Annotated in this window: 13 protein-coding genes; 7 read left to right on the top strand and 6 right to left on the bottom strand. The window is 36.8% G+C overall.

What is annotated here, in order from left to right; genetic code table 11:
- Window positions 1-55 precede the first annotated feature (55 nt).
- From secG to miaB, 5 genes are read right to left on the bottom strand one after another with little or no spacing between them, the layout of a single operon-like run.
- Window positions 56-409, bottom strand: coding sequence for a preprotein translocase subunit SecG (gene secG / locus FJ651_RS01605; RefSeq protein ID WP_140988643.1), 354 nt, complete (start codon window positions 407-409; stop codon window positions 56-58).
- Entirely contained in the window at window positions 409-1,308 is a 900-nt protein-coding gene (locus FJ651_RS01600) for a hypothetical protein (RefSeq protein WP_140988642.1), read from the bottom strand. Before FJ651_RS01600 ends, secG begins: the two co-directional genes overlap by 1 nt.
- A gap of 3 nt (window positions 1,309-1,311) precedes the next feature.
- The gene (locus FJ651_RS01595; RefSeq protein WP_140988641.1) at window positions 1,312-1,815 is read right to left on the bottom strand and encodes an LptE family protein; all 504 of its coding nucleotides are present in this window, start codon (window positions 1,813-1,815) and stop codon (window positions 1,312-1,314) included.
- A gap of 29 nt (window positions 1,816-1,844) precedes the next feature.
- Window positions 1,845-3,122: a sigma 54-interacting transcriptional regulator gene (locus FJ651_RS01590; protein WP_140988640.1), complete on the bottom strand. Its 1,278-nt coding sequence runs from the start codon at window positions 3,120-3,122 to the stop codon at window positions 1,845-1,847.
- A gap of 3 nt (window positions 3,123-3,125) precedes the next feature.
- On the bottom strand, window positions 3,126-4,574 hold the full coding sequence (miaB, locus tag FJ651_RS01585) for a tRNA (N6-isopentenyl adenosine(37)-C2)-methylthiotransferase MiaB (protein ID WP_140988639.1): 1,449 nt from the start codon (window positions 4,572-4,574) through the stop codon (window positions 3,126-3,128).
- Window positions 4,575-4,951: 377 nt separating this feature from the next.
- On the opposite strand from miaB, the gene topA reads away from it, so the two are divergent.
- The 7 genes from topA (at window position 4,952) to FJ651_RS01550 (ending at window position 14,640) form a co-directional block, all read left to right on the top strand.
- Complete coding sequence (topA, locus tag FJ651_RS01580; RefSeq protein WP_140988638.1) at window positions 4,952-7,441, top strand: type I DNA topoisomerase; 2,490 nt, start codon at window positions 4,952-4,954, stop codon at window positions 7,439-7,441.
- Window positions 7,442-7,498: 57 nt separating this feature from the next.
- Window positions 7,499-8,659: a formimidoylglutamase gene (locus tag FJ651_RS01575; protein WP_140988637.1), complete on the top strand. Its 1,161-nt coding sequence runs from the start codon at window positions 7,499-7,501 to the stop codon at window positions 8,657-8,659.
- A 166-nt stretch (window positions 8,660-8,825) separates the two neighbouring features.
- Window positions 8,826-10,187 carry a T9SS ring complex lipoprotein PorK/GldK gene (gene porK / locus FJ651_RS01570; protein WP_216746072.1) on the top strand — a complete coding sequence of 454 codons (1,362 nt, stop codon included), beginning with the start codon at window positions 8,826-8,828 and terminating at the stop codon, window positions 10,185-10,187.
- An 86-nt stretch (window positions 10,188-10,273) separates the two neighbouring features.
- Window positions 10,274-10,909, top strand: coding sequence for a type IX secretion system motor protein PorL/GldL (gene porL, locus FJ651_RS01565; RefSeq protein WP_140988635.1), 636 nt, complete (start codon window positions 10,274-10,276; stop codon window positions 10,907-10,909).
- A 48-nt stretch (window positions 10,910-10,957) separates the two neighbouring features.
- The gene (porM, locus tag FJ651_RS01560; RefSeq protein ID WP_140988634.1) at window positions 10,958-12,544 is read left to right on the top strand and encodes a type IX secretion system motor protein PorM/GldM; all 1,587 of its coding nucleotides are present in this window, start codon (window positions 10,958-10,960) and stop codon (window positions 12,542-12,544) included.
- A 33-nt stretch (window positions 12,545-12,577) separates the two neighbouring features.
- Window positions 12,578-13,504 (top strand): type IX secretion system ring subunit PorN/GldN, encoded by a 927-nt coding sequence (gene porN, locus FJ651_RS01555; RefSeq protein ID WP_140988633.1) that lies wholly within the window; start codon window positions 12,578-12,580, stop codon window positions 13,502-13,504.
- A gap of 98 nt (window positions 13,505-13,602) precedes the next feature.
- Complete coding sequence (locus tag FJ651_RS01550; protein ID WP_140988632.1) at window positions 13,603-14,640, top strand: NAD(P)/FAD-dependent oxidoreductase; 1,038 nt, start codon at window positions 13,603-13,605, stop codon at window positions 14,638-14,640.
- Here the strand turns inward: FJ651_RS01550 and FJ651_RS01545 are convergent.
- On the bottom strand, window positions 14,627-15,037 hold the full coding sequence (locus tag FJ651_RS01545) for a DUF983 domain-containing protein (RefSeq protein ID WP_140988631.1): 411 nt from the start codon (window positions 15,035-15,037) through the stop codon (window positions 14,627-14,629). The genes FJ651_RS01550 and FJ651_RS01545 overlap by 14 nt on opposite strands.
- Between the last annotated feature and the right edge of the window lie 9 nt (window positions 15,038-15,046).

Genomic DNA, 15,046 nt, shown 5'->3' with positions numbered 1-15,046 from the left:
TGAAATAAAAAAAGTCAACCGATGTGGTTGACTTCCCTATGATATTTTGATAATCTTAATTGTTCTCCTCAGCGCTGTTATCCTGAGTGTTTTGCGTTTCAGGAACTGAAACAGGTGCCGGTGCGGTTGTAGTTTGATCGTCTCTTAACACTTTTGATTCTACATTTCCACCAAGTCCAGGTACGGCAAAGTTTGAAGCTAGAATTAACACCAATAATAAGGTTGCTAAAGTCCAGGTACTCTTATCTAAAAAATCGCCTGTTTTCTTTACGCCACCTAATTGTTGTGTTCCACCACCGCCAAACGATGATGACAAACCTCCACCTTTAGGATTTTGAACCATGATTACAACCACTAACAAAAATGCTACGGCTACTATTAAAATTAAAAATACTGTAAATGTTCCCATTATATATTATTTTTTTCTTGTAATTCTTTTATTCTTTTAATTTGGTCTGCAAAGAAACCACTTTTTTCCGGATATTTCAAACTTAAAATTTTATAAGATTGCAGGGCTTTATCGTAATTTTTTTGCTCTAAATAAACGCGGGCTAAAGTTTCGGTCATCAAGCCATCATATGTATTGGTTGTACTAATACTTAACGATTTAATTGGCGCATCTTTTGAAGCTTCTATTTTTGGATTACTACTCAAAAATTTATCAATAATTGGCAGTTTTTCGTCAAGCGGGGCTTTACCTTCAAGTTCATTTTTAGCTAGAGGACTATTGTCTCTTTCAATTGGTTTTATTCCTGTTAATTTGAGCCATTCTGAGAACGAATGCTTTTCGTTTTTGTCAAAGTCTAGTGGTTTACCTAAGTCTAAATTAGTTTCAGTGGATGTTTCATTTGAAGAAATCTGGGTGTTAATTGTGTTGTCTTCTGATGAATCTTGAAGTTTTGTTTCGAATAAATCGGGATCAATCGTCGGTTCAGAAGCTTTGATGTGTTGCTTAAGTGCATCATCTATGGTCACACTATTATTCACAGAAATATCTTGAACATCAAAAACAGCAATATTTTTAATGTGCTCTGAGTTTCGCTTGATAGTTTCTGAAATTTCGTTTTGATTAAAGACTTCCGAAGTAATAAAATCAAAAAGCACACTTCGGTCTGTTGTATAGGCCGCTGTAGTTTTTAATTGTTGATTGTATTTAAAACTTTGTTTATTTTTAAGTCCTTTTAAATAAAGTGCGCGGGCGGCTTGCATATAAGGATAGGCTTTTACAACAGCTTCTATTTCATTGGTATAATCGCCATCAATTTTTTCGGGTTGTTGTAATAAATATGTAAAGGTTTCGAGCTGCATGCTTTACCAGTTTGCTAATGAGGCATTAAAAATATCCTGTGTAATCCGCTCAAAAATTTCGGCAAGTGCGGTATCTTTTTGTGCACCGATAAGCTGATCTTGACCTTCGTAATCAAAGAAAAAGGAAAAGCGCTGTTCAAAATTGGCCTCTTCTTTGGTGTTGTTAAAAAATCTCACATTTACCGTCATGGTAAGTCGGTTTTGAGCGGCGGTATCGTTGGCTGTAGCCGTAGTAGGGGAGATGCGATATTCTACAATTTCACCTTCGTAAATTAAATCACCCCCTGAATTTACTAAACTTAGCTTGGTTTGATTTTGTATTAAATCTTGAAGCGCATTTGTGAATTCTATATCTAATCCGGGCTCAATTAATGGTGCGTTATTTTGAAAAAAGTTCACCTGAAAGGTCTTAGCAGTTCCGGTATCTGCACCGGTGAAGGAATAGAATCCACAGCTAGTCAAGGCGGCTGTTAAAATAAGAATAAGGCTGTACTTTAATATTTTCATATAATGGTTTAATCGGTAAAACGCAGGTTTTACAAATCGTATTGTTTAATTTTACGGTAAAGGGTTCTTTCGCTGATACCGAGCTCGTCTGCCGCTAACTTTCGTTTTCCTTTGTGTTTTTCCAACGATTTTTTAATAAGTTCTAGTTCTTTGTCTTGTAAAGATAAGGTTTCTTCTTCTTCAATTTCTTCGGCAAAGTCAAAACTATCTTTTGTGTTGTCAATGATTTCCTGATTATAAAGATTGCGAGGTTCTATTGCCAGCACATTGTCTTCTTCTTCTTCTTCTTCAATTTCGGCTTCGTAGTCGAGATCTTTTTCACCACCGTATATTTTTTGGATGAGTCCTTCATTCTTTTTTTGAACTTCGGTAGCATTGCCCGATTTCATTAACTCCATCGTTAATTTCTTCAAGTCGTTCAAATCACTCTTCATGTCAAACAATACCTTGTATAAAATCTCACGTTCGTTACTGAAATCGCTGTCACTTTTGGTTTTATTGACCACAGCCGGTAAATAATTATCGCTTGAAGGTAAATATCCGCGAAGGGTAGCCGCCGAAACCGTTCGATCGTGTTCCAAAACCGATAATTGTTCCGCTATATTACGCAATTGTCTGATATTACCGTTCCATCTGTATTTTTGTAATATTAGGGTTGCTTCATCTTCAAGTTTGATGGAAGGCATTTTATATTTAATGGCAAAATCGCTTGCAAATTTTCTAAAGAGTAAGTGAATATCTTCTTTCCGCTCTCTTAGCGGAGGCAGAGAAATTTCTACAGTGCTTAAGCGGTAATACAAATCTTCTCTAAACTTTTCTTTTTTGATGGCCTCAAACATGTTAAGGTTGGTGGCGGCTACAATGCGCACATTGGTTTTTTGAACCTGACTGGAGCCAACTTTTAAAAACTCACCATTTTCTAATACACGTAATAATCTTACTTGTGTGGTAAGTGGTAATTCTCCTACTTCATCAAGAAAAATAGTACCACCGTCGGCTTCTTCAAAATAACCGCTGCGGGTTTGCGTAGCTCCGGTAAAGGCTCCTTTTTCATGGCCAAACAATTCGCTGTCTATGGTGCCTTCGGGTATGGCGCCGCAGTTAACGGCTATGTATTTGTTGTGCTTGCGGTGAGATAATTGGTGAATAATTTTAGGAATACTTTCTTTACCAACACCACTTTCACCGGTAACCAATACCGAAATATCTGTAGGTGCCACCTGTATGGCTTTTTCAATGGCTCGATTTAATTTGGGATCGTTGCCAATAATGCCAAAACGTTGCTTTACGGCTTGCGTTGATTCCATAATTTATATATGCATTTTAGAATGGCCAACGGCTTCGCCAATAAGGGTTGCGCTGGTGCAATTGGTTATTTTTACATTAACAAAATCGCCCGGTTTGTATTGTTCCTTCGGAAAAACCACAACAGTATTTTGACTGTTACGGCCGGACCAATGGGCCTCAGATTTTTTAGAAGATTTTTCAATGAGTACTTCTTCAATTTTACCAACGTGCTGCTGTGTTCTATATAAGCTGTGTTTTTGCTGAAGCTGAATGATTTCGTTAAGTCGTCGTTTTTTAACTTCTTCAGAAACATCATCTATCATTTTTCTACCGGCAAGCGTTCCAGGTCGTTCAGAATAAGCAAACATAAAACCGAAATCGTATTTTACATATTCCATTAAACTCAAAGTATCCTGGTGATCTTCATCGGTTTCGGTTGGGAAACCGGCTATCATGTCCTGGCTGATGCCACAATCGGGGATGAGTTTTTTAATATTGTCAATCAATTCAAAATATTCTTCTCGTGTATGCTGACGGTTCATTTCCTGTAAAATACGATTGCTTCCGCTTTGAACCGGCAAGTGAATGTAGTTACAAATATTATGGTGTTGCGCCATGGTTTCAATAACATCCATGGTCATGTCCTGAGGGTTAGAGGTTGAAAATCTAAATCTCATATTTGGAAATTTAGTAGCGCATAAATCTAGTAATTGTGCAAAATCGACCGCTGTAGCTTTTTGGATTTCAGAAGCTTTTTCGAAATCTTTTTTAAGTCCGCCACCATACCACAGGTAACTGTCTACGTTTTGCCCCAGTAAGGTAACTTCTTTAAATCCGTTGTCCCAAAGCTGAGCAATTTCGTCAACAATGCTTTTTGGGTCGCGACTGCGTTCACGGCCTCTTGTAAATGGCACCACACAAAAGGTACACATATTATCGCAACCACGTGTAATTGAAACAAAAGCGGTTACGCCGTTAGAGTTGAGTCTTACCGGTGAAATATCGCCGTAAGTTTCGTCTTTTGATAGAATTACATTAACCGCATTTCTGCCTTCATCAACCTCTTCTAAGAGATTTGGAAGATCTTTATAAGCATCGGGACCAACAACAAGGTCAATCATTTTTTCTTCTTCGAGAAATTTACTTTTTAACCTTTCGGCCATGCAACCCAACACGCCAATTTTCATGTTGGGATTTATTTTTTTAACGGCGTTGTATTTTTCAAGGCGTTTTCTAACGGTTTGTTCGGCCTTATCTCTAATTGAACAGGTGTTTACCAATACCAAATCGGCTTCTTCTAACAGGTTGGTGGTGTTATAACCCTGTTCTGAAAGTATGGAAGCCACAATTTCGCTATCGCTAAAATTCATCTGGCAACCGTAGCTTTCTATATAAAGTTTTCGGGTGTTTTCCTTTTTTCCTTCTAGAATAAGTTGTTCACCTTGTTTTTGTTCGTCTATAATCTTTTCCATACATATCTCCCACGAAGGCAAGAGTCTCAAATTTATAGTTATAGTTAATCTTGTAAATGAAGTGCAAAGATACATTTTTAGGATGTATTGTGACAAATTGGCAGAATATTTTTGTGATGCTTGTATGATTTAGCTAGCAAATTTTTTAAAGAAACTATTAATTGCGTCACTCCACGAACTGAATTAAGGTTAATTCAGTCAGTCTTATGACAGCATTTATATTAATTGAAGGTGAAATTTAGCCCAATCAGAAGTATAGTGAAGATAGTGTAGATGTTGTTTTTGTCTCAATAACAATGTTTTAAACTGTTATGTTCGCCCCAAATTAGGTTTGTATTTTATTTTTCATATACCTTTGTAACCTTAAAATAGAGCACATGCCAAAAAATCTAGTTATAGTTGAGTCGCCTGCAAAAGCCAAAACCATTGAAAAATTTTTAGGAAAAGACTACACAGTTGCTTCCAGTTTTGGTCACATAGCAGATTTGCCTTCAAAAGAACTGGGCGTAAATGTAGACAAAGATTTTAAGCCCAAATATTTGGTATCAAAAGACAAGAGAGACGTCGTTAAAAAATTGAAAGAATTGGCGGCAAAAGCAGATATGGTATGGCTGGCAAGTGATGAAGACCGCGAAGGAGAAGCTATTGCCTGGCATTTGGCTGAGAACTTAAATTTAGATAAAAACAAGACGAAGCGAATTGTTTTCCATGAAATCACAAAATCGGCCATAGAGAAAGCCATAGCCAACCCAAGAGATATAGATTATCATTTGGTTGATGCCCAACAAGCCCGAAGAGTTTTAGACCGAATTGTTGGTTATGAGTTGTCGCCTGTTCTATGGCGAAAAGTTAAAGGTGGTTTATCGGCCGGTCGGGTGCAATCGGTAGCAGTGAGGCTCATTGTAGAACGCGAAAGAGAAATACAAGAATTTACACCAACGGCTACATTTAAAATAGATGCCGAATTCACTAACGAAGCCAATCAGGTATTTAAAGCAAAACTCAATTCAACTTTCGATACCAAAGATGCAGCCAATAAATTTTTGCAACAAAATGCCAATGCGGCATTTAAGGTTGAGAGTTTAGATAAAAAACCTGCCAAGAAAGCGCCGGCACCACCATTCACCACCTCTACCTTACAGCAGGAAGCTGCTAGAAAATTAGGGTTTTCGGTAAGTAGAACCATGGTTACCGCCCAGCGTTTGTACGAAGCCGGTTTAATTACTTATATGAGAACTGATAGCGTAAACCTTTCAGATGAGGCGCGCAAAGCTGCAGCTACCGAAATTGATAAAAGTTACGGTGCCAAATACTCCAAAACACGCAATTTCCAAAGTAAAACAAAAGGAGCGCAAGAGGCACACGAGGCTATTAGACCGACAAATTTTGCACAACACAGCATTAATTTAGAACGCGATCAGTCTAAATTGTATGAATTGATTTGGAAACGCGCTATAGCATCTCAAATGGCCGAGGCCGAATTGGAGCGCACCAATGTTAAGATAAAAGCCTCTACGCACAACGACTTTTTTACGGCAAATGGTGAGGTGATTACTTTTGACGGATTTTTAAAAGTGTATTTTGAAGGTACAGACGATGAAGATTTAGAACAAGAAGGCATGCTTCCGGCCTTAAAAGTGAATGAAAATTTAGCCAATAATTATATTACGGCCACGCAACGTTACACGAGACCACCATATCGTTATACAGAAGCTTCTTTGGTTAAAAAGCTTGAAGAACTTGGTATTGGGCGTCCGTCAACCTACGCGCCAACTATTTCAACCATTATCAACCGTAACTATGTTGAAAAAGGAAATGTTGATGGTGAAGACCGAAAGTACACGCAATGTATTTTGACCGCAGGTAAGGTTTCAGAAAAAGTGTTGACTGAAAAAGTAGGTTCAGATAAAGGAAAACTGGTGCCTACAGACATTGGTATGATAGTAACCGATTTCTTGGTCAACCATTTTGAAAGTATTTTAGACTACAACTTCACCGCCAAAGTAGAAGAAGATTTTGACGATATAGCTGAAGGAAAAGAAGATTGGACTAAGATGATGCGTACGTTTTACGACAAGTTTCATCCCAACGTGGTTGATGTAGAGAAAAATGCCGAACGCGAATCGGGTGAACGCATTTTAGGAACCGATCCAAAAACCGGTCGTCAGGTGAGTGTTAGATTGGGTAAATTTGGTCCCATGGTACAAATTGGCACAGCCGAAGAAGATGAAAAACCATTATTCGCTAGTTTATCGCCCGACCAGCAACTCAACTCCATTACATTTGAAGAAGCTATGGATCTTTTCAAGCTGCCAAAGCAATTGGGTAATTATAAAGGAGAAGAAGTTGAGGTGAATAACGGGAGGTTTGGTCCGTATGTGAGATACGGCAAAAAATTTGTCTCCCTGCCACCCGGAGTAGATGCCTTAAGTGTTGAAATGGACGACGCGATAAATCTTATCAAAGAAAAAGAGGAAGCCGATGCACCAATTTATACTTATAAAGGTAAACCCGTTACCAAAGGAAAAGGCAGGTTTGGTCCGTTTATAAAATGGAATAATGTGTTTATAAACGTCAGTAAAAAATACAATTGGGACTACTTGAGTTTTGAGGATGTTCAAAATTTAATAGAAGATAAGCTTCAAAAAGAAAAAGATAAAATTGTCCAACACTGGGAAGCCGAAGGCATTACTATTGAAAAGGCGCGTTGGGGAAGACACAATGTTATTAAGGGCAAAACAAAAGTAGAGCTGGATAAATCTGTAGACGTTTCAAAGCTAACTCTTGAAAAAGCCAAAGCTCTTATAGAAAGTAAAGCACCAAAGAAAAAAGCTGCTACCTCTAAATCAACTGCTAAAAAGAAATAAAAACACAAAATTTTGTATAACTTTGGAAACTACATTAAAAGTTTCCTTCATAATTATATGAATTTTGATTTTTTATCTCCTGTATCCGAATTTGTTTTAGCACAAAACGAACTCAACTCTAAGCAATCTTTTGGAAAAAAATGCAGACTTCACACCAAACGAGAAGGTATTCCAGATTTAGAAGGTGTTAAACTTGCGATTATTGGTGTTTGCGAAAACAGAAATGACGTTAATTATTTAAACGAAACCATCAAATTCGATGCTTTTAGAGCATCTTTATATCAGCTTTATCCGGGAAACTGGCATTTACAAACTGCCGATTTGGGAGACATCAAACAAGGTGAAACAGTTGAAGACACTTATTTCGCACTAAAAACCGTTATTAATATCCTAATAGAAAAAACTATTATCCCAATTGTTATAGGTGGGAGTCAGGATTTGTTATATCCTATTTATAGAGCGTTTGATAACGTAGTTCCTATGGTCAATTTGGTTAATGTTGATACCCATTTTGATTTGGGCGACTCTAATTTGCCAATTAATAATAGTAGTTATCTAGGTAAAATAATTCTCGATCAACCTTACAATTTATTTAATTATAGTGTTCTTGGTTATCAAACTTATTTCAATTCGCAGGAAGAAATAGATTTAATGGAAAAACTCTATTTCGATGCTTATCGTTTAGGAGAAATAACATCCAACCTTCAGTTAGTTGAACCCGTAATGAGAGACGCCAGTATTGTAGGAATAGATCTCAAATCCATAAAAGCTTCAGAAATTGGAATTAAGCAACACCATTCACCAAATGGTTTTGACGGTCAGCAAATTTGTGCCATTTCAAGGTATGCCGGAATTAGTAATAAAGTAAGAGCTTTTGGAATATTCGAATATAAATCTGAAAATCTCTTAACCGGTATGTTCATGGCGCAAGCCGTTTGGTACTTCATTGAAGGTGTTAACTGCCGTGTGAAAGACGACGATTTTTCAAATAACAATTACTTTCAAAAGTATAATGTTTTGGTCGAGGATGATGAACTTATATTTTATAAGAGTATAAAGACCGGCAGGTGGTGGATTGAAATCCCATTTCTTCCTGATATTAATAATAAATTGAAAAAGCACACGTTATTACCTTGCATGCATCAGGATTATGTGAATGCAACCCACGGAAACATCCCTGAAAGATGGTATAAAGCATATAAAAAGAACAGTCTCTAAACATGCAATTTAACTTTTCTCAGCATGAATTTCATCGATAAAATGCACTATTTTTAAGATGAAATGCAAAAAAAATAGAAAAAAAGTTGTGTAATTGAAAATATATAGATATGTTTACACCCTCTTAATGAGATACAACTAATTTAACCTCGAGTTTATTATGAATATGAAAAAGCTTGTCTTACTTATTACGGTAGCCGCCTTTATAACCGGATGTAACTCCGGAGACCGCGGCCAATTAGTAGGCGTTAAAGGAAAAAGATGGCATCCTGAAAAACCATATGGGATGACCCTTGTACCTGGTGGCGCTTTTATCATGGGTAAATCAGACGATGATTTAGCCGGTGTTAACGATGCACCAACAAAGACGGTAACTGTTAGAGCCTTTTACATGGACGAAACAGAAATAACCAACAGCGAATACAGGCAATTCGTTGAATGGGTTAGAGATTCCACTATTAGAAGAAAGTTAGCAATTATAGCTGACGATTACGGTTTAACACCAGGAAATGGTGATACCGGGGAATATGCATTTTTAGATGCCGATCCAGACAATATGAATGTCTATGAAAAGTATATGTATGATAATTACTATTCTTTCTCAGTGGATTATGAAGGCAGAAAAATCAATAAAAATGCTAAATTAATTTTCAAAACAGACGATTACCCTGATGAGTATTACGCAGAGGTTATGGATTCTATGTATTTACCTATTGAAGAATCATATAATGGCGTGCGCACTTGGAACGTTAAGCAGTTCAAGTTTAGATATACCAATATGGATATAGAAGCTGCTGCGAAGAATAAAAACTTAAAACGTTCTGATTTTATTACTCAGGAAGATGTAGAGATTTATCCTGATACAACAGTTTGGATTCGCGATTTTGCTTATTCTTACAACGAACCAATGCATAACGACTATTTCTGGCATGAAGCTTATGGCGATTACCCGGTAGTTGGTGTAAGTTGGAAACAAGCCAACGCTTTCTGTCAGTGGAGAACATTGTATCACAGTGGCTATAGAAAAAGTAAAGGTAAGCACCCTGTAAATAAGTATAGATTACCTTCGGAAGCTGAATGGGAATACGCAGCACGTGGTGGACTCCAGGGGGCAACTTTCCCATGGGGTGGTCCATATGCTAAAAATGACCGTGGTTGTTTTATGGCTAACTTTAAACCTCTGCGTGGAGACTACGCTGCAGATCAGGCGCTGTATACGGTTGAGGCGAAATCTTACGACCCCAATGATTTCAATCTATACAACATGGCCGGTAATGTTTCTGAATGGGTAAATGCCTCTTACGATCCCAATTCTTACGAGTACTTCTCTACCATTAATCCGAGTGTTAACGACAAGGAAAATAACCGCAAGGTGGTTCGTGGTGGCTCTTGGAAGGATGTAGCTTACTTTTTACAGGTGAGCACCAGAGATTATGAATATGCAGATTCAGCAAGAAGCTACATTGGTTTTAGAACGGTTCAAGACTATATGGGAACTGAAATAACCAAAAATGCAGCAACCAATTAAGAGATTTATAAACAAAAATAAATTTAACTAAACAACTAATTATTAACCTACTTAAGTTTTATAACTTAACATTAAAAACTAAAATTATGGCACAAAAAGGTAAAATGACTTTAACTAACATGGTCTACGGCTTAGGAGCAGCAATTGTAATTGTTGGTGCTTTGTTTAAAATTCAACACTGGCCTTTTGGTTCAGAGATTCTAACCATTGGTATGATCGTAGAAGCATTGGTATTTACATACTCTGCTTTCGAAAAACAACAATCAGATTTAGATTGGTCCTTGGTTTACCCCGAATTAGCAGGAGGAGAGACTTCTGCTAGAAAGAAAAAAGAAGAACCTCAGGATGCAGAGGGTTTATTATCTAAAAAATTAGATAATCTATTAAAAGAGGCTAAAATAGACAGCGAATTGCTATCTAGCCTTGGTGAAGGTATCAAAAATTTCGAAGATGCTGCCCGCAGTTTAAGCCCCACAGCCGATTCAATGGCAGCTACCAAAAAATACGGCGAGGAGTTATCTTTAGCCGCAGCTCAAATGGAATCATTAAACAGCTTGTATAAAGTGCAATTAGAAAGTGTTAATCGCCAAGCAACTGTTAACGAAGAAGCTATTGAAAATGCTGCAAAGCTAAAAGAACAAATGAAATCGTTAGCATCTAACTTGTCTTCACTTAACGGTGTATACGGTGGCATGCTATCTGCAATGAGTACTAAAAACTAATTAGTTAATGCTAATTAATAATTAACAATTAACTAAAACTATTTAGACATGGCAGGAGGAAAATTATCTGCAAGGCAGAAAATGATTAACTTAATGTATCTGGTCTTCATCGCAATGATGGCTATGAACATGAGTAAAGAGGTATTGTCTGCATTCGGTTTAATGGATGCTAAATTCAAAGATGCCAATGAAATGGCTGAGGTTACCAATACCAATTTATTAGACGGACTGAAACAGAAGGCCGATGAAAAGCCCAACGAGTTTAAATCTGCTTTTGAGAAGGCAGAGCAAATAAGTAAAGTTTCAGAAGACTTTTTTAAATACATTGAAAAAGTAAAAAAACAAGGTATTATAGCAGAAGGTAAATATGAAATTGATCCAAAAACAGGGATGTATCCTTTTGAATCAATGGATAAAACTGATATTCTTGATGAACTTTGGTTTACCGGTGATAGATTAACCAAACAAGGAGAGTTAAGTGGTGAAGCTTTTATGGCCGCTGTAAACAAATACAAGCAAGACATCAAAAATATTATTGGTGATGACGTAAAGTATATTCGCGCTCTTGAAACTCTTGAAAAACGTTTTAATACAGAGGACGTTGTAGATAACGAAGGCACCAAAAAAATGTGGTTAGATTATCATTTCAAAGGTTTTCCTGCTATAGCATCATATACCAAGCTTACAGCTATGCAAAATGATGTGAAGGCCACAGAAACTAATATGTATAACGTGTTTTTAGGGAACACTTTAGATGAAGCGGTCTCACTTAAAAACTATGAAGCTATTGTTATTGCTGATAAATCGGCCTTCTTTGCCGGTGAAAAATTTCAAGGCAAAGTAGTATTAGGTAAATATGCTAACGTTACTCCAACCAAACTTGTAGTAAACAACAGAGAAATAAATTTAACGAATGCTATTGATGAAAACGGTGCAGCCAGATTAGATTTTACTGTTGGTAACGTAGGTGAACACGAAATTGAAGGTGAATTTACATTCCTTGAAGATGGTAAAGAATTACCAATTTCAATCAAAGGTAATTATGTGGTGGTACCAAGACCTAACTCTGCTACTATTTCAGCTGATAAGATGAATGTAGTTTATCGTGGTGTTGTTAACCCAATGACCATCTCTTTTGCAGGTGTGCCTGATAATAAAGTAAACGCTACAGCTCCAGGTTTAAGAAAAGTGGGTGACGGTAAATACGAAATGATGCCAGGCGCAGGTGGTGATGTTACAATAAATGTAACCGCTACTCTTGATGATGGTTCACCGGTGAACGACAGAAAAACCTACAGAATTAAAGATATTCCAAAACCAACAGGATCTTTAATTGGAAAGTCTGGCGTTATGAAATTACCAAGACGTAATGTTGAAATTGGTACTATTGATGCTAAATTAGAAGACTTTGATTTTGATTTACCAATTCAGGTTACTTCATTTAGTGTTAAAGTTCCCGGACAGCCAACCGTTAACGTGAATGGTACTAAACTTAATGATGCTGCTAAGTCTGCCTTAGGTCGCGCCAGAAGAGGTGACGCCGTTCAAATCTTAAATATCCAAGCCAAAATAATTGGTAATGATAGTTACAGGTTAAAGGAAGTTGCACCAATTATTATTGAATTAACAGACTAATTGTTCTAAACTAATATAATAAAACACCAAGTCATGAACTTAAATAAAATCTTAACCGGAATTTTTTGTTGTGCTGCTGCAATTTCTTACAGCCAAGCCAACTTGCTAAATGCTAAAATTCCAGAGGAAATTGGTTTAAAAACTGAAGCACAGTTACTTCTGGATAATGATGAGCCTCTAGAATATGGATATGTTGACGACCGAGACATTTTATTTTCTAAGATGGTTTGGGAGAAAATTGTATTAGACGAAAGAGTTAATTTTCCGTTGCTGTATCCAATTGAAACCAATTTAGGCGATGATCGAAAGCCTTTATTCGAAGTGCTTTATAATGCCATTCAAACTGGAGACATTCCTCAGGTTTACGCCGATTCTTACTTTAGAGAAACGCGAAGTCTGAAAGAAATTGAAACGGCAATGAGTTATTCAGCAATTACTGATGAGGGTATAAATTATCTCAACTCAAACAGCATTTCTGATTTCCAATTGGAAGAAGATCCGTCGTTATTGCCTGAAGAATACATGATTGTTGAGCGTATAACCCCTGCTGATATCACAGAATATCTAATAAAAGGATTATGGTACTTCGACAAGCGTCAGGCCGAGATGAAATATCGCTTATTAGCTGTTGCACCGACAGCTCCTGAAGCCCAATTTAAAAATTCAGATAATCCTGAAAACAGAAAACCAATTCCGTTATTTTGGGTATTTTATCCTGAGGCAAGAGACGTATTACATACTGCTAAAGCATTTAACAATAAAAATAGCGCAATGCCTATTTCTTTCGACCATTTGTTAAATTCAAGACGTTTTAATGCCTACATGTATAAGGAAGAAAACGTGCAAGGCGATAGAGAAGTGAGCGAATATGTAACAGATAATGCACTAATGCAGTTGTTGGAGTCTGAGCGTATCAAAGAAAAAATAAGAAACTTTGAACAAGACATGTGGTCTTATTAAGACTACTATTTTTCATAATAAATAAATTTTGATCAAACGTCTGCCATCCGGCAGACGTTTTTTTGTATTATGTTATAGCTATCACTTATTTTTGCTTAATGAAATTAGACTATCTTGTTGTCGGTTGCGGCCTTGCAGGAATTGCATTTTGTGAGTTGCTGAGAAAACAAAACAAAAGCTTTGCCGTGTTTAATGATCAGTCACAACAATCGTCTATTGTGGCGGCCGGGTTATATAATCCTGTTACACTAAAACGATTTACTGAAGTTTGGGAAGCACAGGTACAACTGGATTTGGCCATACCTCACTACGCAGAATTGGAACAACTTTTAAAGGTTAAAATCGATTATAAACTACCAATTTTAAGACGTTTTACTTCAATTGAAGAACAAAACAACTGGTTTAACGCCAGCGATAATCCTGCTTTAAAACCATTTCTTTCAGAAATTATTATAAAAGAAAATATCCCGGGTATTGATGCTCCGTTCGGATTTGGTGAGGTTCTATATGGTGGTCGTGTAGATACTGATGTGTTGATTGATAAATACTTAAGATTTCTTAAAAAAAACAATCTTTTAATAGATGAACGTTTCAACTATCATAACTTGGTTGTTCATCAGAAGAACTTAAATTACAATAATCTTCAATCCAAATATATTGTCTTCGCTGAAGGCTTTGGTGTTAAACAAAATCCGTTTTTTAAAAACATTCCTTTAAACGGAACCAAAGGTGAAGTGTTAGAAGTTGAAATTCCAGATTTAGACATAGAAGTCGCGGTTAAGTCTTCGGTATTTTTACTTCCGTTAGGTAACCAAAGATATTATGTAGGTGCCACCTATAACTGGCACGATAAGACAAACTTGCCTACTGATGACGGTAAGGAGGAACTCATAAAAAAACTCAAGCAGTTTGTGAAGCTGCCATTTGAAGTTGTTAACCATCGGGCAGGCGTCAGGCCAACTACAGTAGATAGACGACCGCTGGTTGGTGCACACTCAGACTACAAAAATATATTTGTTTTAAATGGTTTGGGTACACGTGGCGTTATGATAGCGCCTTATATAGCCAAAGCACTTTTTGAATTTATTGAAAACGGTAAACCTTTACCGGATGAAATAAATATTAATCGTTTTTAGGTTTAGAATCATTTTTTGAGTCGGCTAAATTAGGGTCGTAACTCATAAATAAGTTTATCCATATATTTCTGGACAATCTCATAATGACAGGCATAAAAACCACCAAGGTACCAACAATGGCCCAAAAGGCAGTTGTTAAACTGGTGCCGATAAATACGTAACTAATAATAAATGCGGCAACGGCAAAAGCCACGCCAACACCATAACTTACGTACATAGAACCGTAAAAAAATGAAGGTTCTAACCTATATCGTGTGTTGCAATGAGAACAGCGTTCGTGTATTTTAAGTGTGTCGACCAAATTATAGGCATTCGGATTAATGTACATAGATTCTTGATGGCATTTAGGGCAAGCGCCAAAAAGTATGCTGTAGAGTTTACTTCCTTTTTTTATCATTTTAAAAAC

The sequence above is a fragment of the Paucihalobacter ruber genome, from assembly GCF_006494535.1.
Lineage (GTDB): Bacteria > Bacteroidota > Bacteroidia > Flavobacteriales > Flavobacteriaceae > Paucihalobacter > Paucihalobacter ruber.
Note: the sequence above shows the minus strand (reverse complement) of the source record. Positions and strands in the feature narration are given on the sequence as shown.

Bases quoted from the DNA above. Each gene is read 5' to 3' on its own strand.
- FJ651_RS01545 (WP_140988631.1), bottom strand. From the start codon at position 15,037: ATGATAAAAAAAGGAAGTAAACTCTACAGCATACTTTTTGGCGCTTGC.
- porK (WP_216746072.1), top strand. From the start codon at position 8,826: ATGAAAAAGCTTGTCTTACTTATTACGGTAGCCGCCTTTATAACCGGA.
- FJ651_RS01600 (WP_140988642.1), bottom strand. From the start codon at position 1,308: ATGCAGCTCGAAACCTTTACATATTTATTACAACAACCCGAAAAAATT.
- secG (WP_140988643.1), bottom strand. From the start codon at position 409: ATGGGAACATTTACAGTATTTTTAATTTTAATAGTAGCCGTAGCATTT.
- porM (WP_140988634.1), top strand. From the start codon at position 10,958: ATGGCAGGAGGAAAATTATCTGCAAGGCAGAAAATGATTAACTTAATG.
- porL (WP_140988635.1), top strand. From the start codon at position 10,274: ATGGCACAAAAAGGTAAAATGACTTTAACTAACATGGTCTACGGCTTA.
- FJ651_RS01590 (WP_140988640.1), bottom strand. From the start codon at position 3,122: ATGGAATCAACGCAAGCCGTAAAGCAACGTTTTGGCATTATTGGCAAC.
- FJ651_RS01595 (WP_140988641.1), bottom strand. From the start codon at position 1,815: ATGAAAATATTAAAGTACAGCCTTATTCTTATTTTAACAGCCGCCTTG.
- porN (WP_140988633.1), top strand. From the start codon at position 12,578: ATGAACTTAAATAAAATCTTAACCGGAATTTTTTGTTGTGCTGCTGCA.
- miaB (WP_140988639.1), bottom strand. From the start codon at position 4,574: ATGGAAAAGATTATAGACGAACAAAAACAAGGTGAACAACTTATTCTA.
- FJ651_RS01550 (WP_140988632.1), top strand. From the start codon at position 13,603: ATGAAATTAGACTATCTTGTTGTCGGTTGCGGCCTTGCAGGAATTGCA.
- topA (WP_140988638.1), top strand. From the start codon at position 4,952: ATGCCAAAAAATCTAGTTATAGTTGAGTCGCCTGCAAAAGCCAAAACC.
- FJ651_RS01575 (WP_140988637.1), top strand. From the start codon at position 7,499: ATGAATTTTGATTTTTTATCTCCTGTATCCGAATTTGTTTTAGCACAA.